Here is a 23,763-nt window from a genome sequence, read left to right on the forward strand (position 1 = left end):
TATTTATTCAGTTGGTTCGTCAGTTGTTGATTCTTCACTGCTTTCTGCTGCCTCGTCATCGTCGGCAGGGCTTACTTCGGCATTTTCATCAAGTTCCTTCACTTCATCCTCATCATGCTCAATTTTTGCTACCGAAGCAATTTCATCGTTACCTTTAAGTGTTATCAGCCTTACGCCTTGCGTTGCCCTGCCCATTGTGCGCAGTTCACTGATGGCAATACGGATAATAATGCCCGATTTATTGATGATCATCAGATCTTCTTTATCAGTAACACCTTTTATGGCAACAAGGTTTCCGGTTTTTTCAGTAATGTTTAAAGTTTTTACACCTTTACCACCACGGTTGGTTACCCTGTAGTCGTCAATATCGGTACGTTTACCGTATCCTTTTTCAGATACCACCAAAACGGTGGTTTCGGCATCGTTGATACTTATCATACCAACTACCTCATCTGTTTCACCATCTAAAGTAATACCACGAACACCGGTAGCTGTACGCCCCATCGGCCTAACGTTTGATTCGTTGAAGCGGATTGCGCGGCCCGATTTAAGTGCCATTACAATTTCGCTGCTGCCGGTTGTTAATGTTGCTTCAAGCAATGAATCGCCCTCGTTAATGTTAATAGCGTTGATACCATTGGCACGCGGACGTGAATACGCCTCAAGCGATGTTTTTTTGATGGTACCTTTTTTGGTACACATAATAATGAAGTTGTTCTCCAAATATTCTTTATCCTTAAGGCTGATAAGCTTAATGTAAGCCTTAATGTTTTCTTCCTTAGGAATGTTGATGATATTTTGGATAGCGCGACCTTTTGAGGTACGTGTACCTTCGGGTATTTCAAACACACGCAGCCAGTAGCATTGGCCACTTTCTGTAAAGAACAGCATGTAGTTGTGGTTTGATGCCACTAACAGGTGCTCAATAAAGTCGGCATCGCGGCTGTTGCTGCCCAGCGAGCCTTTACCACCCCTGCCCTGACGGTGATATTCCGTAAGTGGTGTGCGTTTGATGTAGCCTTCACGAGATATGGTGATAACTACATCCTCATCCTCAATAAAATCTTCAGTTTGCATTTCGGCAGATGAGTGAACCATTTCGGTGCGGCGCTCATCGCCATATTTTTCTTTGATCTCTAAAAGCTCGTCCTTGATGATCTGCATGCGCAGGCCTTCGTCGTCTAATATCGATTTTAAGTGTTCAATAAGTTTCATTAAGCCGGCATACTCATCCTTGATCTTATCGCGCTCAAGTCCGGTTAAGCGGCGCAGCGTCATATCTAAAATGGCACGTGCCTGTATGTCTGATAAACCAAACTGGGCTATTAAACCTTCCCTTGCTTCATCGGGAGTTTGCGAAGCACGTATCAAACGGATAACTTCATCCAGGTGATCTAATGCTATCAGTAAACCTTCTAAAATGTGGGCGCGTTTTTCGGCCTCGGCAAGTTCAAACTTGGTACGGCGTACAACAACCTCATGCCTGTGCTCAACAAAGTGATGGATCAGATCCTTCAGGTTAAGCATCATTGGGCGGCCGTTAACCAGCGCAATGTTGTTAACGCTAAATGATGTTTGTAAAGCGGTGTATTTGAATAAGTTATTTAGTACGATAGCTGCATTGGCTTCTCGCTTTACCTCGTAAACAACGCGGATACCTTCCCTGCTTGATTCATCGCGGATGGCAGAAATGCCTTCCAGCTTTTTCTCGTTAACAAGTTCGGCGGTACGCTCAATCATGAGAGCTTTGTTAACCTGGTAAGGTACTTCGGTAACAATAATTCGTTCCCTGTCGTTACCGTGGGTTTCAATTTCGGCCCTGGCACGGATCACTACCCTGCCGCGACCTGTTTCCAATGCCTCACGCGGACCTTCAAATCCGTAGATGATACCACCTGTAGGAAAATCCGGACCTTTTACATATTTCATCAACTCGGCAACCTCTATCTGGCGGTTATCTATCAATGCCATAGTAGCATCAATTACCTCCGATAAATTATGCGGGGCCATATTGGTAGCCATACCCACCGCAATACCCGATGCTCCGTTAACCAACAGGTTGGGGAACTTGGCGGGCAATACAGTAGGTTCCTGTAACGAGTCGTCAAAGTTTAATTGAAAATCAATGGTGTCTTTGTTAATATCGGCCAGCATTTCTTCGGCAAGTTTTTGCAAACGTGCTTCGGTATAACGCATTGCCGCGGGCTCATCACCATCAATTGAACCGTAGTTACCCTGTCCTTCAACAAGCAGGTAGCGAAGGCTCCATTCCTGGGCCATACGTACCATTGTGTCATACACAGATTTATCGCCGTGTGGGTGGTACTTACCCATCACCTCACCTACAATACGGGCCGATTTTTTATAAGGCTTGTTGTTATTTAAACCCAGATCAAGCATGCCGTATAAAACACGCCTGTGAACGGGTTTTAAACCGTCGCGGACATCAGGTAATGCCCTGGAAACGATAACCGACATTGAGTAATCAATGTAGGCTGATCGCATTTCCTCATCAATATTTATCGAAATTATTCTGTCTTCTTTGTGTGAATTATCGTTTTCTGTTCCTTCGGCCATTTTTATTTATTTGTGGAATCTTCTCTTATAATTGATCGTTAAAATTGAATTTTAAACGACCTGCGAAGTTAAGAAAATAGTTGATTATAGCACCATTTTTGGTAACAATAAACGAATGGATTTATGCACATCGGCAAAAAAATGTGGATATTATTTAGATGTGCAGATTTCAAATTTCAGATGTGCAGATGATTTCTGAACCTTGATTTTCAGGATTATCTGCACATCTGAAATTAATTACTTCACCTTTACCCAATGATCTTCAATGAGGTTGCCGTTGGGTAGTTTTGCAATTAACTTAAGGGTATCATTGCTTATTATATAGTTGTATTTAACAGTTTTGCCAAGTAGTTTTGATTGCTGCACGCAGTAGGTTTGCGTTTCCAGGCAGGTATCGGCATTTAGCTGGTAGGTGCCTTGTTCATAAACTACTGGCTTCTCCCCTTTTTCGAGCACCAAAGCCTGGTATTGGGTGGCGTTGTAGGTGCGCTGTAATTTATATGCCGATGATGCGCTGTCGAGGTGACCGTTTACCAGTCCGCCGCGGTATTCCCAAATGCCCTCAAATGGGGTTGTTCCGCTTTTAAAAGCGCAAAGCGATAGTATGATAAGAAGTGGTAAAATGAGTTTTTTCATAGCTTAAAACTTAAGCCCAGTTGATCCCTTTTTTTAACAGCGATAAGGTGCGTTCTTCCTCGCTGCCCGGCGCTGCCTGGTAATTGTAAAGCCACTTGGCGGTTGGAGGCAGGCTCATTAATATAGATTCGATACGGCCATTGGTTTCCAGTCCGAATTTGGTGCCGGCATCATAAACCAGGTTAAACTCGGTATAGCGGCTGCGGCGTTGGTATTGCCATTGCTGCTGCTCGTCGGTAAATTGTTTATGGCGGTTACGTTCAACCAGCTCGGTGTAAATTGGAATAAATGAACGACCAACAGCTTTTGAAAAATCAAAGATATTTTCCCAGGATAGCTCGTCGTTGGCGGTTAAGCGGTCATAAAAAATGCCGCCGATGCCACGGGTTTCGTTACGGTGTTTTATGTAGAAATAATCGTCGGCCCAAAGTTTAAACCGGTGATAAAAATCATGGTAATAGCTGTCGCATACTCCCTTTAAACCCGCATGGAAGAATTGCGCATCCTCATCTATAACGTAATGCGGTGTCAAGTCGATGCCGCCGCCAAACCAGCGTACCGGCGGCTGATCATTGCCAAAGGTAGATGGCATTTCAAAGTACCGGATATTCATATGGATGATGGGCACCAGCGGATGATTCGGGTGGATCACGATAGATACGCCGGTAGCAAAAAAATCATCAGATTGTACCTGAAGGGCGCGTTTCATATTATCGGGCAGCTGCCCGTGCACGGCCGAAAAATTAACCCCGCCCTTTTCAAACACATCACCGTTTTGTATTACCCGCGTGCGACCGCCGCCGCCGCCTTCCCGATCCCACTTTTCTTCCTCAAACCGGGCCTTACCATCAGCAAGTTCCAATGCTGCACATATCTCGTCCTGTATCTGCTGGTAATCGGCGGCTATTTGTTCTTTAGTTATCATTAATGCAAAGGTAGCTTTATTTAAGAATTTGAAAATTTGAGGATTTGAAAATTTGAAGATGACTTATGAAAGCAATTTTAAAATTCATAAATCATCATTTTGATATCATCTTCAAATTTTCAAATCGCCAAATCTTCAAATTAGCTTATTTCCACATAGTTCAAATCCTTACCAAAGGTTTCTTTGAGCTGGCTTAAGGAGAATAGTGCAATTACTGTTAAGATACCCATCATGATATAGCCGCTGGTAACCATACCGTAATGAACCACAAAAGCATTAAAGGCAATGTTTATAGGTATCAGCGAACCGCGTACAAAGTTGGGTACCGTAGTAGTTACTGTCGACCGTATATTGGTGCCAAATTGTTCTGCCGCAATGGTAACAAAGGTTGCCCAATAACCCACCGAGCAGCCCATAAAGAAACAAATCCACACAAACTGGTGACTGTTAAGCCCTTTTGAACCAAGGTAATAAACAACGCTTACTACCGATAGAAGCAAAAATACCACCATGGTAAGCTTTCGTGATTTGGTAACCTGGGCCAGTAAACCGGCAAATATATCGCCAACGGCAATACCAATGTAGGTATACAACACGCCATCGCCGGCGCTCAGTGGTTCGGTAGCACCCAAAGCTTTGCCAAATTCTGGCGATAAGGTAACCAATACCCCTACCACGTACCATAACGGTGCACCTATTAAAATGCAATAGAGATATTTTTTTAGCCTGTCCCAATTGGTAAACAACATAAAGAAGTTTCCTTTGGATATATTGGTTTGCTCAATATTCTTAAACATACCCGATTCAAAAGTACCTATCCTGAGCAGCAATAAGGCGATGCCTAAGCAGCCGCCTACTTTATAAGCATCCTGCCAGCCATGCTTGGCCACCATAACAGCCGCGGCTGCTCCAAACAGGCCAATAACAGCTACTATCATGGTGCCGTATCCGCGTTTTTCTTTACTTAGGGTTTCGGCTACAAGGGTAATGCCTGCGCCAAGTTCGCCTGCAAGGCCTATCCCGGCTATAAACCTCACTAAAGCATAAGTATTTACATCCCGCACATAAGCGTTAGCAAAATTGGCTATGGAATACAGTAAAATAGAGCCGAAGAGTACTTTTATGCGGCCCAGCTTATCGCCAATTACGCCCCATAATATACCGCCCAGTAAAAGGCCAAACATTTGTACGTTAATGATAAACTGGCCTTTGGGTAATACATCGGCAGCTGAAACGCCTATATCCAGCAAGCTGGCTTTGCGCACTATCGAAAAAACCAAAAGGTCATATATATCAACAAAATAGCCAAGGGAAGCAACAAGAACCAGGAAAATCATGTTTCTGGTGGCTTTGGCGGCGGTAGTATCGGTCATAATTGTAAATAATTGGTTGGCTAAAGTAGCAGAATTATGTATAAAACAGTAAATTTTTAACACAAAAAAACCCCTGTAATTGCAGAGGTTTCTTTTTTAAGAACTTTTGGGTTAACTATGCTTTTTTAACATTTACTGCCTGTAATCCTTTTCTGCCTTCTTCCACTTCGTAAGTAACGCTATCATTATCTTTAATGGCATTTACGCCGCCCTGTACATCCTTAAAGTGCACAAAAAGATCCTTACCATCATCGGTAACAATAAAGCCATAACCTTTTTGAGTGTTAAACCATTTTACTTTTCCAGTTTTCATAATTATAATTATCGTATTAAAAATTTTGTTAAGATTAGAACTAAAGCCAAACTGAAAATAAAATGGTTTTAATTATCAGACGGAATAGATAAACCTATCTTTCTCAAATATATAAAATAATTAATAAACCAAATAAAATTATTTATTTGGTTGCGGAGTAGTCCTTAAATAGGGTTTAATGAGGGTAAAGCCCTTTGGAAATTTGGCAGGGATGTCTTCTGTCTTGGTAGCCGGTACCACTACAACATCTTCCCCATCCTTCCAATCGGCCGGAGTTGCAACACCGTAATTTGCGGTTAATTGTAATGAATCAATAACCCTTAATATTTCCTGGAAGTTACGACCTGTTGATGCCGGGTAAGTGATGATGAGCTTAACCGCTTTATCTGGCCCGATGATGAACAACGAACGTACGGTAGCATTTACCGAAGCATTAGGGTGGATCATATCATAAGCTTCAGAAATTTTACGGTCTTCATCAGCTATAATCGGGAAGTTTACCTCTACCCCTTGTGTTTCGTTGATATCGTTTATCCAGCCGGTGTGTGATTCTACCGAATCAACGCTCAGGGCCAGTACTTTTACATTGCGTTTTGCAAACTCATCTTTTAAAGCGGCTGTTTTACCAAGCTCGGTAGTACAAACCGGGGTATAATCGCCGGGGTGCGAAAACAATACTGCCCAGCTATCGCCAAGGTATTCGTAGAAATCAATGTCACCTGCAGATGTTTTTGCTTGAAAATTTGGGGCTTTATCGCCTAATCGTAAACTCATGACTTATAATTTTTAAGTAGATTAAAGACTACTAAGTTAATATACATTTTATCACAAATCAAAATTTAACAAAAATTATACTACAATTTACGCCAACATTACACAAGCTATGTTGTTGAACTTGTTATTAGCTTAAAACTTAATACAACTAATGAGCAGACATACATACGATACCGGCATTATAGGAAACTGCGCTTTTTTAGCGCATATAAATAAAAACACCAATGTAGACTGGCTTTGCTGGCCGCGATTTGATAGTACTTTTATATTCGGCGGCCTGCTTGATAAAGAAAAAGGCGGCGAGTTCTCTATCCGCCCCGAAGGCGAATACACATCTGAACAACATTACCTGGAAAATACCAACGTGCTTATTACAGATATAAGCCCGGCCAGCGGCGGCAAATACCGCATTACAGATTTTGCCCCACGCTTTCATCAACACCAGCGCTATTATAAACCGTTAATGCTGTTCAGGAAAATAGAGGCGCTTGAGGGTTCGCCGCGGATAGTTGTAAAGTGCGCGCCGGTATCTGAATACGGCGCCGTGAAACTAACCGTAAACCGGGGCAGCAATCATATCCAGTACCTCGGTGGTGAAGAAAATATAAGGCTGACCACAAATATTCCTATTAGCTATGTTTTTGATGAGCATCCCTTTGTACTAAATGAACCCAAATACCTGGCCCTCACCTATGGCGAACCGCTGGAAGCTCCTCTGATTAGCACTGCCGACCGATTTTTAACTGAAACCATTCAATACTGGCGCACCTGGATCAAACACTCGTCTATAGCTACTTATTACCAGCCCTTTGTGATCCGATCTGGCCTGGCGCTTAAAATACACCAGTTTGAAGACACTGGGGCCATTATTGCCGCAAGTACTACCAGTTTACCAGAGTCGCCGGGAAGTGGCCGTAACTGGGATTACAGGTACTGCTGGCTGCGCGATACCTACTATGTGATAACCGCGCTAAACCACATTGGCCATTTTGAGGAAATGGAGAAGTATTTTAGCTATGTAACCGATATTTCATTTTCTGACGAGGAACGTTACCAGCCATTATACGGCATTACCGGTAAAAAAGACCTGGTAGAAGAAATCCTCACCGAACTGGAGGGCTACATGGGTAACCAGCCTGTGCGCATAGGCAACCAGGCATCAGAACATATTCAGAATGATATTTACGGGCAGGTTTTGATTTCCCTGCTGCCATTGTATACCGATCACCGCTTTGTATTTTCAGAACGTAAAGATTCGGTACGGTGGATTGAGCGCCTGCTCAACAAAATTGAACGCACCATTGATGAAAAAGATGCTGGTATCTGGGAGTTCAGGAATATGGCAAATATACATTGCTACAGTAACCTGTTTCAGTGGGCCGGTGCATCGGCTGCCGAAAAAATGGCGCGCACCATTGATAACCAGGAATTGATAGATAAAGCCATCGCGCTTAAAGAGCGTGCCGCCGTACATATCGAAAGCTGTTACGATCCGGTGCGCAAGGTGTACACCAATTCGGCAGGCAGCGATAACCTTGATGCCAGCACCTTGCAACTTATTATGATGAATTACCTTGATCCTGCATCGCAGCGCGCCAAGGATCATTTAATTGCATTAGAGAACGAATTGAGGACCCCTAATGGTTTATTTTACAGGTATTTATATAAAGATGATTTTGGTAAACCAAAAACTACTTTCCTGATATGTGCTTTCTGGTATGTAGAGGCCCTGGCCAGCGTTGGTCGTTTGGATGATGCACAGCGCGAGTTTGCCAACCTGCTGCAATACTCCAATCACCTGTTACTATTTAGCGAGGATGTGGATGAGAACGACGGCAGCCAATGGGGAAATTTCCCGCAAGCCTACAGTCATGTGGGGCTAATGAACGCTGCCTACAGGATTGCTATGAAACTGGATAGGCCGGTGTTTTTATAATTTCAAATGTGCAGATTTCAGATGTGCAGATGAAAAACTAAATCTGCACATCTGAAATTTGCGTTGTTCAAAGTCGCTGACCTTCTGACGGATATATAAACAAAATTTGTCATCCTGAACGTAGTGAAGGATTTATTCGTGACCGTGCAAATCAACATTGCAAATCGCATAACAGATCCTTCACTACGTTCAGGATGACAAAATAATGTACCAGCTCTGTAAATTCAAGACGACTCACCCCGTCTGCGCTTCGCTGGACACCCCTCTCTGCGGCAAGCCGCAAAGAGGGGAATTGCGTTTTATTGGAAATGAACTTGTTTATTTAAGTGTTTTTCCACCCTCTTTGCGGCGAAGCCGGAGAGAGGGTCGCCCGCGGAGCGTGGCGGGGTGAGTCGAAACGTTTGCAAAGTTTACGTTTCCTTCACTACGTTCAGGATGACAAAATTGGATAACCACTTACTACTCCCCAATCAACCAACTCACAACCTACCCCACCTCCACCGGTGTATGGCTGGCGAAATTGGTGAGCAGCTTACGAACCTCCTGCGGGTTGCGCAGGTAAAATTTGGCCGCCGATAAATTGCTGCCCACCTTTATGGTTATAGCACTGTCTGGTAGGGCTTTAAAGATATCCTCGTCGGTATAATCATCGCCGAAGGCTATAATAAAATCATAATCCCTGCCCTCGGTAAGCGTTAAGGCAGCCTTGCCTTTATTGATATCCATATTCTTAACTTCCAATACTTTATCTCCTGCTAAAAGCTGCAGGCCTTTATCGGCAGCCAGGTATTTAAGGTTGTTCATCAGTTCGTTGGCCCTAAGCTCGCCTAAGCCGGTTTGCGCTTTGCGGTAGTGCCATACAAGGGAATATGTTTTTTCTTCGATGAAGGAGCCCGGCGTACGGTCTACATAGGTTTCCAGTATGGGGAAGATCTCTTGCTTCCATTGGTCGGATAGGCCGGCTATTTTATGCCAGGAGGTTTTTGGCTGTTTAAACCAGGAGCCATGCTCGGCAATGAGGTACATATCGGTTTGGTTAAACCACTCATCTAAATTATCGTGGTTACGGCCACTGATCAAAACAACCTGGTTTGCAGGATCTTCTGATAGTTTATTGATGATGTCATAAAGTTCCTTATCCGGACTGGCCTGCTCTATGTTTGATTTAAAACCCACCAGCGTACCGTCATAATCTAAAAATATGATGCGCTTTTTGGTTTTGGCGTAACGGTTAATGATGGATTGCTCTGTAGATTGACTAACGTGCCTCGATTGTAAAGAGCGTTGCATCAGCTTTACCTCCTTCAGCCTGTCCATAAAGATCTTTACCCAGTGCGAGATATTGAATTTAGACACCAGCTGCCGCATCGGGATCATGCGTTTCTGTTGCTCGTCTAAAGGCATGTTAATGGCCTGTAATATAGCCCTGCACACCTCGCCGGTATTGTTTGGGTTTACAATAATAGCATCAATTAATTCCTTAGATGATCCCGCCATCTCGCTCATAATCAGTACGCCATCGTTGTTTATACGGCTGGCTATGTACTCCTTGCTTACCAGGTTCATGCCATCGCGCATGGGGGTAATAAGGCAAACATCGGCCGAGTAATACAGGGCCGAAAGTGTTTCTATCGGAAACGAACGGTAGTAATAATGTATGGGGCTCCAATCCATTGTGCGGTAAATGGAATTGATGTTGCCTACCTTTTTGTCTATCTCATCGCGCAGGTGTGCGTATTGCGGCACGGTATCGCGCGATGGTACCACTATCATGTAAAGCGTAATGGTTTCTATACATTCGGGGCATAGCTGCAGCAGTAGTTCAAATGCCTGCAGGCGCTGTAAAATCCCTTTGCTGTAATCAAGCCTGTCAATAGAGAGGATAAGCTTGGTGTTTTTAAAGTTATTTTTTATCAGCTTTATTTGCTCTTTTACATCATCCTGTAAGGGCAGCGAAGCGTATTTTTTCTCGTCTATCCCCATCGGGAACGATTCAACTACGATGGAGCGCTCACCCGTAGTGATAATATTTGATGAGGTGTACACCGGTAAAATGCGACTTGTAGCTCCTAAAAAATGGCGCACATCATCAAAAGTATGAAAGCCGATGAGGTCGGCGCCCAGCATCCCCTCCAGCAATTCTGACCGCCAGGGAATAAGCCTGAACATTTCATGCGACGGGAACGGGATGTGCAGAAAAAAGCCAATGGAAACATCGGGCAGCTGGTGCCTTACCAGTCCCGGTAACAGCAATAATTGGTAATCATGGATCCATATTACATCGCCGGGTTCGGCAACGCTCATGATCACATCCCTGAATTTTTTATTTACCAACTGGTAATAATCCCAGTTTGATTGCTTGTAATTGGCGTAGGTTGATGCATAATAATGAAAAACCGGCCAAAGTACTTCGTTTGAAAATCCTTCGTAATATTGGTTAATCTCTTCCTGATCCAGAAATACCGGGATGAGGCTTAAATCTTTTAGTTGCTGGGTAATTTGATCTTTATCGTGCTGTTCCCCTACTTCAATGCCGGGCCAGCCTATCCACACGTTGTCTCCTTGTTTGTATATTGAACCTAAACCGGTTGCTAATCCTCCCTCACTTGGCGATAAACTATATTCATCATCGGTTTTGGAGATTTTTACGGGTAACCTGTTAGATACAATTATTGTCTTGGGCATAATAAACTATTCTATTTTTGTAAATACTATAGTTTATAAAGGTAAAAACAGACAAGTTGTTTGCCCCGGACACCGAATTGCGAATTTCTTAAAAAGCAAAACGCCATTTCGATATAATCGAAATGGCGTTTAATTGTTGTGGTTTCTTAAATTATTTCACTGTTTGGAAAAACTCAAGATTTGCTTGTTGGTTAATTCTCAACAATACTTCGTGTGCATCATTTTTGATATCAACAAAGTATGAAGTTTCATCAATGCTGTCGTTAAATGAAGTGTTAGCCTGGTAAACAATTACCTCGCCAATTTCATAACCTGGGTACTGTTTGTTGATTTGTTTTAAAGTTTTTGCCGGGATAGCTTTACTGTCAACACGTTGAGTTACACCAAGGTACTCGCCGTTAAGGTTGTAGAAAGCAGTTTTCTTAACACCATCAACAACAAATGTTGCTTTTTGGCAAGTTTTAGTAACAGTCCAGCTTACGTTTTTTGCATCAGCAAAATCAACATTAAAGTAGTGTAATGCTACGTAAGAAACGTTTGCTTCACCATCAGCTTTTTCTACTACTTTTTTACCACCATCGGCAGCAAATACATTTACGCTTAATAAAGCGGCAATTGCGGTTGTTAAAAATATCTTTTTCATGTATGTTTAAATTTTAAATCCATAACAAAAGTATGTCAATGTTGTCAATGTGACAAATAAAATTTAATTTTTATGAATATTTGATAATTATATTGGTTTTATGGTGATAAATTTAAATTTTGATAAGTTACTTAGTGTATATTTTACAATATGTTAAAGGTGAATTTGACTACTAAAACGTTTCAGGTTGCTATAATCATTCTGTTATGTGCTTTAAGATGTAAATTCTTTCCGGTTTTACCCGTTATCGGCAAAGCCGGGATACAGGGTCATCCCGCCATCCATAAAAATGGTGGTGCCGGTTATATAGTCGGCCTGGTCAGATGCCAGCCAGGCAGCCAGTTTGCCAATATCATTTGGTTTGCCAATGCGGTTATAAGGTATGAGCGTTAACAGTTTTTCCAATGCTTCGGGTGTATCCCAGGCGGCTTTATTTATAGGTGTTTGAATAGCGCCCGGACCAATACCCACCACCCTTATTTTATGCGGAGCCAATTCCTGCGCAATGCTTTTCATAAACATACTGATGCCGCCCTTGCTGGCCGCGTAATTTACATGCCCCGCCCAGGGAATTACCTCATGCACACTGCTCATGCAAATTATTTTACCGGCAGCCCTGCTCCTGTCTTGCACCACTCCCCTGCGTATAAATTCTTTGGCAGCCTCGCGCGAGCAAAGGAACTGCCCGGTAAGATTAATACTAATTACCGTATTCCAGTCGGCAAGGGTCATATCCACAAATTTGGAATCCTTTTGTAAGCCTGCGTTATTTACCAGGATATCTATAGTGCCGTAGGTCTCAAACATTTGGGCAAACATGGCTTTTACTTCCTCCTCGTGGCTTACATCTGCCTGTATGGCAATGGCTTCACCACCGGCGGCTTTAATTTCGGCAACTGTAGCATCGGCAGCATCGTGGTTGTGGGCGTAATTTATAATCACTTTTGCGCCTGCAGCGGCAAGTTCAAGTGCCACGCCTTTGCCTATACCGCTATCGGAGCCGGTTACCAGCGCGGCTTGTCCTGTTAATGTTGGGGTTGGGTTCATTTATTAACTTTTTGATTGTTAATATATGCAAGAAAATTGGGATGAGAATGTTTGCCAGCTTGAAGGATTTTGTCTGAACCGGGATTAAGCGGATTAAAGGATTAGTATATTTTCAGCCCCTTCACGTAATCCTGTATATGCCGTCGCTCGGCTCCAGCCCACAAGTGTTGGGAAGGTAAAAAGCGTTGTCATTTCGAACGAGGTACGAGGAGAAATCTTCTACGATATGCAATTGAACTTAGCCTTTCGTAGAAGATTTCTCCTTGCCGCTCACACGCAATTCCCATGCAGGCTCGTCGAAATGACAACCTTTTTGTTAAAATTTATTCTTCCCAACACCTCTCGGCTGGAGCCAAGCGACGGCGTAAAAACGTTTAATGTAAATCCCAAAATCCCTTAATCTGCTAAATCCCGGTTCAGACAAAATCTGAAACAAGAAAGGCGGAATTACGGCCTCTACAATCCAGTCAATCCTGTATAATCCTTAAATCGTGTTAATCTTCCAGCTGCTTTATAAAATCCAGGAACATGTACAGGGCTTTTTTCTTGTCCTCTGTCATTTCGTAATCTATTTTAACCATCAGGTAGTCTACAATGTCAAAATCTTCGCGCATGGGGAGTTCCTTAAATAGCTCCTGGCGATGATCCAGGCCGTATTTCAGTGAGGCGTTAAACTCGTCCATAAACTCCTGTGGGATGGGTTTGTTGGCTATCCAGGCGGCAAACATAAATGGCAGCCCGGTAAAGTTTTGCCACTCTTCGGCAAGGTCATAAGCGTATTTGTGGTTGCCTTTTTTTCCGAAAGTCCGATCGCCTATCTGCACAAAAGCGGTGTTGGCTTCTGTCGACTGGCTATAATCCGCAGCATCTTTAATAAGCTGTGGCTTAACTTTCCAGAAGTTTTTCAGCAATACCCGCGCAAGGTTGTTTGACGAGCGCGATTGCGGATCGAGCTGCAGGTATTTGATATCATGTACTTCGCAGTTGCTGAATACAAAAACCGAGTTTACAGCACCTATGGCACCAATACAATAGGAGGATACGATTTCCCATTGGGGCAGATTAAGTGTGGCGGCCACCGGGATGAGGCCGATATCAACCACATCGTCTATAAGTTTTTGGGCGCAGTCAGCCGGCATATCGAGGCTGAGGTCTATTTTGTCGAGTATTCCTGTATGTTGGATACCGTATATAAAGGGCTTGGTGTTAGTATAGCTTACAGCTGATATTCTGATCTTATTCACAAAAACGCTATTTCAGGATTGTTTTAAATGTTCGGCATTATTAAAATCGACGATCTCGAACTTATCGCCATCATATTCTACTTTATATAAAACCAGGTTTTGATGCGGAAAGTTATCCATTTCGCTCAATGGCCTGCCGGTTAAAATGCACAACAACAGACGCATAGCCCTGCCGTGCATACAAATTAAAACCGTTTTTTCTTCGGGATGGCTCATGATAACCCGCAAGGCCTCACGCTGGCGGATCTCTACCTCGTTGGGGCTTTCGCCGCCTTCAAACTTGCTGTCTAACCGGCCATCAAGCCAGTCGCGCATGATCTGTAAAAATACCGAACGGTTTTCGGTTGTGCTTGGCTGGCCTTCGTGGATACCCCAGGCCAGTTCATCAAGTCCGGATAGTTTTTCGTACGGAATACCAAGGTCAATAAATTGCTGAACGCTTTGCTGGGTGCGTTTTAAGGCAGATACATAGATCTTATCAAACGGTACTGTTTTATAAGCATCAAAAAACTGACCGGCCTGTTTACGCCCTTCATCATTTAAATCGGTATCCATTCCACGGCCTTGTACAATGCCAAGTCTGTTAAGCTCTGTTTGCCCGTGGCGTACTATATATAAAGTTTTTACCATGTTTTGAGCTTAAAGCGAAAAGCCAAAGGCTTAAAGCTTTTCTTATTTTTTAGCGCAAAGCAAAAAGCCTAAGGCCAAAAGCTTTAAAGCTTGATTGTTTATGTTTTGCTTTCAGCTTATTAATTTATTACCGGCAGTTTATAGTACTGCGGTTTTTTTTCTGTTTCTGGGAACTCAAAATCATTGTAATCGGTAACCACATTATAAAGCGTATCGCGCTCAATTGGGTAACGGCCTACATGTTTTATGAGCTCTACCAGTTGCTTGGTGCTCATACCCGGATGCTGCTCTTCGGCACCGGCCATTGAGTAGATCTTGGTGGTATCGTCAAGCGTACCATCAATATCATCTACCCCAAAGTTAAGGGACAATTGTGCAGTAGTACGGCTTATCATGGCCCAATATGCCTTTATATGATCAAAGTTATCCAGGTAAATACGTGCTATGGCATAGTTACGCAGATCCTCAACAACGGTTGATTCGGGCACATGCGACATCTGGTTATCCTGGTTACGAAATTTCAACGGAATAAACGTTTGGAAACCACCTGTTTTGTCCTGCAGCTGGCGTAGTTGCTCCATGTGGTCAACCCGGTGCCAGTATTTTTCAATATGGCCGTACAGCATGGTAGCGTTGGAGCGGCCACCCAGTTTGTGCCATTCTTCGTGGATAGCCAGCCACTGATCGCCGGTACATTTATCTTTTGAAATAAGCTCACGTACCTCAGGATGGAAAATCTCGGCACCACCACCCGGTATAGAGCCTAAACCGGCTTCCATCATCAGGCGCATGCCTGTGGCGTAGTCAATTTTGGCTTTTTTAAATATGTAATGATATTCAACCGGGGTTAATGCCTTTATGTGTAATTCAGGGCGATGTGTGCGGATGCGGCTAAAAAGCTCCTGGTAAAAAGGTACATCGTACTGCGGCAATACACCGCCAACTATGTGTACCTCGGTAACAGGTTCGCCATCGTACTTGGTAACCATGTTAAACATTTCGTCCATAGTGTACTCCCAGCCCTCTGATTTTTGTTTCAGCAGGCGCGAGTACGAACAAAATTTACAGTCATAAACGCAAAGATTGGTTGGTTCGATATGAAAATTACGGTTGAAATAGGTTTTGTCGCCATGCCGTTTTTCGCGGATGTAGTTGGCCAAAACCCCAAGATAACCCAGGTCGCCCTGCTCATATAGTGTAACACCTTCATCAAAGGTGATCCGTTCGCTGCGTAATACTTTTTCGGCAATGTGCTTTAAATCAGCAGGCAGATCCGGATTTTGTAACAATAACTGTAAATTACCTTCAGCTTCCATTAAAAAAACTTTGTACAAATGTACTAAAAAAGCATAATGGTATAACAGAAAGCTACTTTCTGACAATTAGATTATCGGGAGATGCGTAAAGGGACCTGCGTACGGTAGACGCAAAATATTGCGTCTCTACCGAAAAAGGTTTGCGTTTACATCATTTCATTTCCCCTGTAGAGACGCAATATTTTGCGTCTCCCGTGTGTAAATCGATCTGCAAAGTTCTCTACAGGGGAAATAGATCTGCAAAAGTCTCTGCATGGTTGGAGACGCAAAACATTGCGTCTCTACCGAAAAAGGTTTTTATTTTTACATCATTTCATTCCTCCGTAGAGACGCAATATTTTGCCTCTCCCGAATGCAAATCGTTCTGCAAAAGTCTCTTCTTGGTTGGAGACGCAAAATATTGCGTCTCTACCGAAAAGAGAATCCTCCAATTAAATCGTTTTTAATAAGTTTGTTGCATTAATATCTCATACCATGAAAACTGAAACCATTGCCATACACGCCGGAAATAAGAAAGACGAAGCATCAAGAGCGGTAATACAACCTATTATTATGTCGACCACGTTTGAGCGTGGCGAGGCTGGTGATTTCCCCGGCGGGCACATTTATAGCAGGTCGTCTAACCCTAACCGGGCATCGTTAGAGAATGTATTGGCTAAATTGGAGAATGGTGTTGACGCGGCTTCTTTTTCATCGGGCAATGCTGCCGGTATGGCTGTATTTCAGTCGCTGCCGCCGGGAACGCATATCATAGCGCCCGACGATATGTACCACGGTTTGCGCAATCAGCTCAAAAACCTTTTCGCGGGTATTTTAACATTCGATTTTATTGATGTTAATGATACGGAAGTTTTGCAGCAGCATATTAAACCAGAAACAGGCATTATCTGGATTGAGACCCCATCGAATCCATTATTGAAAATTACAGATATAAAAAAGATAGTTGCCATTGCCAAGGCAAAGGGTATTAAGGTAGCGGTGGATAATACATTTGCTACTCCTATTTGTCAGCAGCCTTTATCATTAGGTGCCGATATTGTGATGCACTCGGCAACAAAATACTTCGGCGGGCATAGCGATTTAATGGGCGGCGCACTGATAACTGCTGAAAAAAGTGACTGGTGGGCAAAAATACGCCAGGTGCAGGAAATGGGCGGCGCTATCCCCTCGCCTATGGATTGCTATATGCTGGTACGCAGTATTAAAACGCTGCCTTACCGTGTGCGCGGCCATGTGCAAAACGCGCAGTTACTGGCCGAATTTTTAGAGCAGCACCCCAAAGTTGAGAAAGTTATGTACCCGGGTCTACCGTCGCATCCGCAATATCATATTGCTAAAGATCAGATGCTGGCGTTTGGCGGAATGCTGTCATTCACCATTAAGGGCGACAGGGATGATACGCATAACATCATCAATAAACTGCAGCTATTTACCCGTGCCACCAGCCTTGGCGGCGTAGAAAGCCTCATAGAACACCGCGCCACCGTTGAAGGCCCCGATACCAAAACGCCGTTCAACCTGCTGCGAGTATCCGTTGGGCTGGAACATATTGATGATTTAATCGAGGATCTTTCCCTGGCCCTCGCGTAGGCCTTTTTTAGGTTAAAGGCAAAAGGTGTTTGGCAATTAGCTTTCGCCTTTTTTATTTTGCACCCTCCTTCTTCCACCTTTAACCTTTCGCCTTTTACCTTTAACCTCGCCTTTCGGCTCAAAGAAAAATTAAATTTGGTATTTCAATAAATATCCATCTATATTTGCAACATTATTTGGTAGCGATACCAACATCGATCAATTCTCCGCATAGTTCGGGTATTGATTTATAAAGAAGCGGCGAGAGATCAGGCTCAATGACCCGCTGGCAACCCTTCAATTTTGAAGAAGGTGCCAATTCCTGTCCCGGCAAATAACACCGGGGAATATAAATTTATAACCATGAAAAGTTTAATTGAATTTACTTCACGCAACATTTTTAACACCCAAAACGGTAATATACAACGTATTAGCTTAAATATTAGCTGTATTTGTATGTGTTGCTGCTGTTGATGCTTTAATACGTATTCTGTTCCCTAACCGAATAAACGTATTGCAAACACTGGTAAGGTTCCCTTTACCGGTTACTAAAAATCCATCAAATCAAAATCATTAATCTTAGTAAACAATTTAAATCTACAACTATGTCTACCTTAAAATTCGAAACATTACAATTACATGCCGGTCAGGAAGTTGACCCAACTACAGGTTCGCGCGCGGTGCCGCTTTACCAAACAACATCATACGTGTTTAAAAGTGCCGAGCATGGTGCAAACCTGTTTGCGCTAAGGGAGTTTGGTAATATTTACACCCGCCTAATGAACCCCACTACAGATGTTTTTGAAAAACGTTTGGCAGCTTTAGAGGGCGGCGTTGCAGCATTGGCTACAGCATCTGGCCAGGCGGCGCAGTTTATCGCCCTGAACAATATTTTGCAGGCCGGCGACAATTTTGTTACCTCGCCGTTTTTATATGGCGGTACCTACAACCAGTTTAAGGTGGCCTTTAAGCGTTTAGGTATCGATGTTCGTTTTGCCGATGATGATACCGCCGAAAACCTGGAACTTTTAATTGACGATAAAACAAAGGCCATCTATCTTGAAACCATTGGTAACCCCGGCTTTAACATTGCCGATTTTGACAAGGTAAGTGCGCTGGCAAAAAAATACGATCTGCCCTTAATTGTTGATAATACTTTTGGTGCAGGCGGCTACTTATTCCGTCCGTTGGAGCATGGCGCCAATGTGGTGGTTGAATCTACCACTAAATGGATAGGCGGACACGGCACCAGCATTGGCGGTGTTATTGTAGACGGTGGCAATTACAATTGGGCAAACGGTAAGTTTCCTCAATTTTCAGAGCCATCAGAAGGTTACCACGGTTTGGTTTTTGGCGATGTGTTTGGCATTAACGGGCCATTTGGCAACATTCAGTTTATTATTCGTGCCCGTGTTGAGGGTTTACGTGATTTTGGCCCGTCGCAATCACCATTTAATTCATGGTTGAACATACAGGGTTTGGAAACTTTATCCCTGCGCGTACAACGCCATGTAGATAATACTTTAGAACTGGCCAAATGGCTGGAGCAGCATCCCCAGGTTAGTAAGGTGAATTATCCGGGCCTGCCATCATCGCCGTACCATGAACTTGCAAAAAAATACCTTAAAAATGGTTTTGGCGCTGTATTATCATTTGAGTTAAATGGCGATAAGGAAGATGCCGGTAAACTGATAGACAGCCTTGAACTGGTAAGTCATTTAGCCAATTTGGGCGATGCTAAAACACTGATCATCCAGCCATCGGCCACTACGCATCAGCAACTTTCTGATGCCGAACAGTTATCGGCCGGTGTTACACCAACATCATTAAGGGTTGCAGTAGGTATTGAGCATATTGATGATATAAAGGCAGATTTTGAACAGGCGTTTGCCAAAGTAAAAGCGGCTTCGGCCCAATTAGTATAATAGCCCTACCCAAACCCTCCCCAAAAGGGAGGGCTTTAAAAATCTCCCTTACAGCGGGAGACTTAGCAGGGCTGAAAATTGTTTTAACATAGAATGGACAGAGAGATATTTAAGTACACACAACCTTTTGAGTTTGAAAGCGGCGAGCAATTGCAGGAGCTGGAAATTGGCTTTCATACTTACGGCAGGTTAAACAAACAAAAAGATAATGTGATTTGGGTATGCCACGCGCTTACCGCAAATTCAGATGTGCTGGATTGGTGGAAGGGTTTTGTAGGTACCGGCAGTATTTTTAACCCCGAAGAGCATTTTATTGTGTGTGCCAATATATTGGGCTCGGCTTATGGCACCAGCAGCCCATTAAGTGTAAACCCGGTTACAGGTCAGCCGTTTTTTCAGGCGTTCCCTAAATTTACCATCAGGGATGTTGTAAAGGCGCACCAGTTACTGGCCGATCATTTGGGTATCAGCCAGATTCATATCCTTATAGGAGGTTCGCTTGGCGGTCAGCAGGCTATGGAATGGGGAATTATGGAACCAGATAGGATTAAAAACCTTATCCTTATTGCAACAAACGCGCGCCACTCGCCATGGGGTATCGCGTTCAATGAGTCGCAGCGTTTAGCTATCAGTACTGATCGTACTTTTTATTCGAACTCCGTTGATGGTGGCCAAAAAGGATTAAAAGCCGCGCGTAGTATAGCCCTGCTCTCCTACCGTGGTTACAAAACCTACTCAGTTACCCAGCAGGAAGAAACAGACGGTAAAACAGATGATTTCCGCGCAGCAACCTATCAAAACTACCAGGGTCAAAAACTGGTGAACAGATTTAACGCACATAGCTACTGGTATTTAACCAAAGTTATGGATTCGCACAATGTAGGTCGCGGACGAAATGGTGTGGAGAAGGCTTTGAGCCTTATTAAAGCCCGCACACTGGTTATCGGCATAAAAACAGATGTATTGTTCCCTATTGAAGAACAGCAATACCTGTTTCAGCACATACCCAAATCGGCCCTTGCCGAACTGGATTCGTTTTATGGCCATGACGGTTTTCTAATTGAAACAGAAGCATTAACAAATATTATAACATCGTTTTTTAAAACCGATGTAAAAGGAAAAATTATAGAATTGCAACGTACAGCGTAATGAGTAAAAAATTAAGTATCGGATTATTTGGATTTGGAGTAGTTGGACAGGGATTATATGACATCATCAAAACAAAAAATTTAAACATCGAAATTGTGAAATTCGCCATAAAGGACCCTAATAAAAAGCGTTCTCTCCCGGCAGAATTATTTACTACAGATAAAGAAGAACTGCTTAACAACCCCGAAATTAATACCATTGTTGAGCTGATAAATGATACCGAAGCCGCATTTGAAATTGTATCAAGAGCATTAAGCAGCGGTAAAAATGTAGTATCGGCAAGTAAAAAAATGATTGCCCTGCATTTAGAGGAATTGATTGAACTGCAGCACAAACACGGTACTTCACTATTATATGAAGGCGCGGTTTGTGGCAGTATCCCTATTATCCGTAACCTGGAAGAATATTATGACAACGAACTGCTGCATTCTATAAGCGGCATTTTCAACGGTTCATCAAATTACATACTATCTAAAGGATTTATTGAAGGGTTGGATTATGATAGCGCCCTTAAACAAGCCCAGGATCTCGGCTTTGCCGAAACCGACCCTACCAGTGATGTTGGCGGTTACGATGCCAAATATAAGCTGGTAATTGCCGCGGCACATGCCTACGGCGTAATTGTACCGCCCGATGAGGTTTTTAATCTTGGTATCCAAAACCTTGCAGCGCAGGATTTGCAATATGCCCGCGAAAAAAACCTTAAAATTAAGCTGGTACCCGTAGCCAAAGAACTTGATGAGCGTAACGTGGCCTTGTTTGTATTACCAAAGTTTGTGAACGAAACCGAGTTTTTATACAACGTAGAGTACGAATACAACGGTGTAACCGTACAGGCTGCCTTTGCCGATCAGCAATTCTTTTTTGGTAAGGGCGCCGGTGGCCACCCCACAGGATCGGCAGTATTGTCTGATATTGCGGCGCTGCGTTATAACTATGGCTACGAGTACAAAAAGGCCAAAGAAAAAACTGATCTTAAATTTACCAATAACATTGAACTGAATATCTATTTACGTTATGACGACGAGGGTTTGGTAGATGCCTTGAAATTTATCGATATTAAGGAACGCTATTATTCAGGCAGTTATAAATTTATTATAGGAAAAGTGAATTTGCAAAATCTGATTGATAACCAACATCGTATATCTGAGGGTAAGGCATTCGTTGCCTTTGCCGATCAGTTAACGGGGGTCAACTTATCGGCATAACCAAACAACCTAAATTTATGTAGATTTCTTTTTGTTGTTTGCAACGAAAAAGGCTCCGTTAAGGAGCCTTTTTTAGTTGATATGGTTTTGCATTATTCGTTGAGCAGAAACACATTCCCGCCAGTACCCCTTCTCAATAAGGGAGTTTAAGCGGATGTTATTTGATGTCCTATAGATAAAGGGTAGCCTCTACGAGGCAAATAAATCCTTGCTTATTTCTACAAACAGGTATCCCCTACGGGGAATATAAGAAATAGGAGATTTGATAGATATAGGTTGTTATTAACCTGCTGCTAACTAAAATAAAAAACTTCGCTGCACCGTAGGTGCTACCTATTTGTAGCCTAATGTTAAAATAGTTCTTTGCGCAGTAGGCGCTACCCCTAAAAACAAACGGTGAATCAGCAACAAGCTAATCCAAATAATAATGCCTTATCTGGTTCAATCCGTGGTCAAGTTCGTATACCCAGGGGGTGGCTGTTGGTATCTCCAGTTGGGTTACCTGCTCGTCGGTAAGGCAATCAATATATTTTATAAGCGAGCGCAGGCTGTTGCCGTGGGCAACTACAATTACCTTTTGGTTACGGCGCATGGCGTTTACAATGGCCTCATTCCAGAAAGGCAATACCCTGTCCATGGTTTCGCTCAGATTTTCGGTTAGGGGGAGTTCGCGGTCGGTCAAATCCTGGTAGCGCAGGTCGTGCCCGGGGAAACGCGGATCGTCCCTGGTTATTGCGGGTGGGTATTCGTTAGGATCACGGCGCCATTTTTGTACCTGTTCGGCACCGTATTTAGCTATGGCATCATCCTTATTCATGCCCTGCAAATCGCCGTAAAAACGCTCATTTAACCGCCATGATTTTTCTACCGGGATCCATAAATGATCCAGCTCCTCCAACACAAAGTGCATAGTTTTTATTGACCGTTTCAGGTACGATGTAAAGCCTGCATCAAAATTATAACCATTTTTTTTGAGGATGGCCCCCGCCCGTTTGGCCTGCAGGTAACCATTTTCTGATAGGTCTGCATCTTCCCAGCCGGTAAAACGGTTTTCGAGATTAAAAATACTTTCGCCGTGGCGTATCAATACTATTTTTTGCATAGGTAATTTGTTAACACAAAACTAAGCGCAGAGTTATAAAAAAAATTGGTAAATATTTTAAAATGACATAGATTGCATAATAAACCAATTAAATTCCTAAACAAATTATGATCCCAACAACGCCTGTCGCGGTAAAGGATGGCATTGCCAACCCTGCCCCTCTCGGTCTTTGCGCCTTCGGTATGACAACCGTATTGTTAAACATTCACAACGCCGGTTTTTTTGAAATGAACTCCATGATACTGGCTATGGGGATATTTTACGGCGGCCTGGCCCAGGTTATAGCAGGCGTTATTGAAGCTAAAAAGAACAATACTTTCGGCTTAACGGCTTTTACATCGTATGGTTTTTTCTGGCTATCGTTAGTGGGCCTTATTGTTATGCCTAAGTTTGGCTGGGGTACCGCACCAACCGAGGGTGCTATGTGCGCCTACCTGGGTATCTGGGGCGTATTCACCCTGTTATTGTTTTTTGGTACGCTTAAATTGAACCGCGCGCTGCAATTTGTTTTTGGCTCATTAACCATCTTGTTCTTTTTGCTGGTTGCCGGTGATGCTACAGGTAACACCACAATTAAGCACCTTGCTGGTTATGAAGGTATTATCTGCGGTGCATCTGCCATTTATACCGGTATTGCTAATGTACTGAATGAGGTTTACGGCCGTGTGGTATTACCAATTGGCCCTGTTAAGGTTTAAAATAATCTTGCTA

The 23,763-nt window shown here is 43.2% G+C and carries 19 protein-coding genes and 1 riboswitch; of the genes, 6 read left to right on the forward strand and 13 right to left on the reverse strand.

Annotation, left to right across the window (positions count from 1 at the left end):
• Window positions 1-3 precede the first annotated feature (3 nt).
• The 6 genes from gyrA to BLS59_RS00840 all read right to left on the reverse strand — a co-directional run bounded on the left by gyrA (window position 4) and on the right by BLS59_RS00840 (window position 6,598).
• Window positions 4-2,577 (reverse strand): DNA gyrase subunit A, encoded by a 2,574-nt coding sequence (gene gyrA, locus BLS59_RS00815; RefSeq protein ID WP_091142637.1) that lies wholly within the window; start codon window positions 2,575-2,577, stop codon window positions 4-6.
• 237 nt (window positions 2,578-2,814) lie between these two features.
• Window positions 2,815-3,213 carry a hypothetical protein gene (locus BLS59_RS00820; RefSeq protein WP_091142641.1) on the reverse strand — a complete coding sequence of 133 codons (399 nt, stop codon included), beginning with the start codon at window positions 3,211-3,213 and terminating at the stop codon, window positions 2,815-2,817.
• Window positions 3,214-3,223: 10 nt separating this feature from the next.
• Complete coding sequence (gene hemF / locus BLS59_RS00825; RefSeq protein ID WP_091142645.1) at window positions 3,224-4,138, reverse strand: oxygen-dependent coproporphyrinogen oxidase; 915 nt, start codon at window positions 4,136-4,138, stop codon at window positions 3,224-3,226.
• Window positions 4,139-4,278: 140 nt separating this feature from the next.
• Window positions 4,279-5,511 (reverse strand): MFS transporter, encoded by a 1,233-nt coding sequence (locus tag BLS59_RS00830; protein WP_091142649.1) that lies wholly within the window; start codon window positions 5,509-5,511, stop codon window positions 4,279-4,281.
• A gap of 115 nt (window positions 5,512-5,626) precedes the next feature.
• Window positions 5,627-5,824 carry a cold-shock protein gene (locus BLS59_RS00835; RefSeq protein ID WP_091142652.1) on the reverse strand — a complete coding sequence of 66 codons (198 nt, stop codon included), beginning with the start codon at window positions 5,822-5,824 and terminating at the stop codon, window positions 5,627-5,629.
• Window positions 5,825-5,962: 138 nt separating this feature from the next.
• Window positions 5,963-6,598 carry a peroxiredoxin gene (locus BLS59_RS00840; protein WP_091142655.1) on the reverse strand — a complete coding sequence of 212 codons (636 nt, stop codon included), beginning with the start codon at window positions 6,596-6,598 and terminating at the stop codon, window positions 5,963-5,965.
• Between the two features lie 151 nt (window positions 6,599-6,749).
• On the opposite strand from BLS59_RS00840, the gene BLS59_RS00845 reads away from it, so the two are divergent.
• Window positions 6,750-8,534 carry a glycoside hydrolase family 15 protein gene (locus BLS59_RS00845; RefSeq protein ID WP_091142660.1) on the forward strand — a complete coding sequence of 595 codons (1,785 nt, stop codon included), beginning with the start codon at window positions 6,750-6,752 and terminating at the stop codon, window positions 8,532-8,534.
• A gap of 486 nt (window positions 8,535-9,020) precedes the next feature.
• On the opposite strand, the gene BLS59_RS00850 is transcribed toward BLS59_RS00845, so the two are convergent.
• The 6 genes from BLS59_RS00850 to mqnE form a co-directional block, all read right to left on the reverse strand.
• Window positions 9,021-11,219: a bifunctional alpha,alpha-trehalose-phosphate synthase (UDP-forming)/trehalose-phosphatase gene (locus BLS59_RS00850; RefSeq protein ID WP_091142664.1), complete on the reverse strand. Its 2,199-nt coding sequence runs from the start codon at window positions 11,217-11,219 to the stop codon at window positions 9,021-9,023.
• Between the two features lie 151 nt (window positions 11,220-11,370).
• Window positions 11,371-11,862 (reverse strand): hypothetical protein, encoded by a 492-nt coding sequence (locus tag BLS59_RS00855; RefSeq protein WP_091142668.1) that lies wholly within the window; start codon window positions 11,860-11,862, stop codon window positions 11,371-11,373.
• A gap of 237 nt (window positions 11,863-12,099) precedes the next feature.
• Window positions 12,100-12,909, reverse strand: a complete 810-nt coding sequence (locus BLS59_RS00860; protein WP_091142672.1) for an SDR family oxidoreductase — start codon at window positions 12,907-12,909, stop codon at window positions 12,100-12,102.
• 494 nt (window positions 12,910-13,403) lie between these two features.
• Window positions 13,404-14,153 (reverse strand): menaquinone biosynthetic enzyme MqnA/MqnD family protein, encoded by a 750-nt coding sequence (locus tag BLS59_RS00865; RefSeq protein WP_091142676.1) that lies wholly within the window; start codon window positions 14,151-14,153, stop codon window positions 13,404-13,406.
• A gap of 12 nt (window positions 14,154-14,165) precedes the next feature.
• On the reverse strand, window positions 14,166-14,783 hold the full coding sequence (locus BLS59_RS00870) for a histidine phosphatase family protein (RefSeq protein ID WP_091142680.1): 618 nt from the start codon (window positions 14,781-14,783) through the stop codon (window positions 14,166-14,168).
• 119 nt (window positions 14,784-14,902) lie between these two features.
• Window positions 14,903-16,099, reverse strand: coding sequence for an aminofutalosine synthase MqnE (gene mqnE, locus BLS59_RS00875; RefSeq protein ID WP_091142683.1), 1,197 nt, complete (start codon window positions 16,097-16,099; stop codon window positions 14,903-14,905).
• A 474-nt stretch (window positions 16,100-16,573) separates the two neighbouring features.
• Between mqnE and BLS59_RS00880 the strand changes: the two genes are divergently transcribed.
• The 4 genes from BLS59_RS00880 to BLS59_RS00895 all read left to right on the forward strand — a co-directional run bounded on the left by BLS59_RS00880 (window position 16,574) and on the right by BLS59_RS00895 (window position 21,950).
• On the forward strand, window positions 16,574-17,689 hold the full coding sequence (locus tag BLS59_RS00880) for a trans-sulfuration enzyme family protein (protein ID WP_091142687.1): 1,116 nt from the start codon (window positions 16,574-16,576) through the stop codon (window positions 17,687-17,689).
• A gap of 224 nt (window positions 17,690-17,913) precedes the next feature.
• A riboswitch (SAM riboswitch) is annotated at window positions 17,914-18,024 on the forward strand.
• Window positions 18,025-18,273: 249 nt separating this feature from the next.
• On the forward strand, window positions 18,274-19,593 hold the full coding sequence (locus tag BLS59_RS00885; protein ID WP_091142691.1) for an O-acetylhomoserine aminocarboxypropyltransferase/cysteine synthase family protein: 1,320 nt from the start codon (window positions 18,274-18,276) through the stop codon (window positions 19,591-19,593).
• 93 nt (window positions 19,594-19,686) lie between these two features.
• Window positions 19,687-20,742, forward strand: a complete 1,056-nt coding sequence (locus BLS59_RS00890; RefSeq protein WP_091142695.1) for a homoserine O-acetyltransferase family protein — start codon at window positions 19,687-19,689, stop codon at window positions 20,740-20,742.
• The gene (locus tag BLS59_RS00895) at window positions 20,742-21,950 is read left to right on the forward strand and encodes a homoserine dehydrogenase (RefSeq protein ID WP_091142698.1); all 1,209 of its coding nucleotides are present in this window, start codon (window positions 20,742-20,744) and stop codon (window positions 21,948-21,950) included. Before BLS59_RS00890 ends, BLS59_RS00895 begins: the two co-directional genes overlap by 1 nt.
• 412 nt (window positions 21,951-22,362) lie before the next feature.
• Here BLS59_RS00895 and gpmA read toward each other — a convergent pair whose 3' ends face one another.
• Window positions 22,363-23,052 carry a 2,3-diphosphoglycerate-dependent phosphoglycerate mutase gene (gpmA, locus tag BLS59_RS00900; RefSeq protein WP_091142702.1) on the reverse strand — a complete coding sequence of 230 codons (690 nt, stop codon included), beginning with the start codon at window positions 23,050-23,052 and terminating at the stop codon, window positions 22,363-22,365.
• Between the two features lie 107 nt (window positions 23,053-23,159).
• Between gpmA and BLS59_RS00905 the strand changes: the two genes are divergently transcribed.
• Window positions 23,160-23,750 (forward strand): acetate uptake transporter, encoded by a 591-nt coding sequence (locus BLS59_RS00905; RefSeq protein WP_091142703.1) that lies wholly within the window; start codon window positions 23,160-23,162, stop codon window positions 23,748-23,750.
• Window positions 23,751-23,763 lie beyond the last annotated feature (13 nt).

The sequence above is a fragment of the Mucilaginibacter pineti genome (assembly GCF_900101875.1).
In the GTDB taxonomy this organism is placed as follows: domain Bacteria; phylum Bacteroidota; class Bacteroidia; order Sphingobacteriales; family Sphingobacteriaceae; genus Mucilaginibacter; species Mucilaginibacter pineti.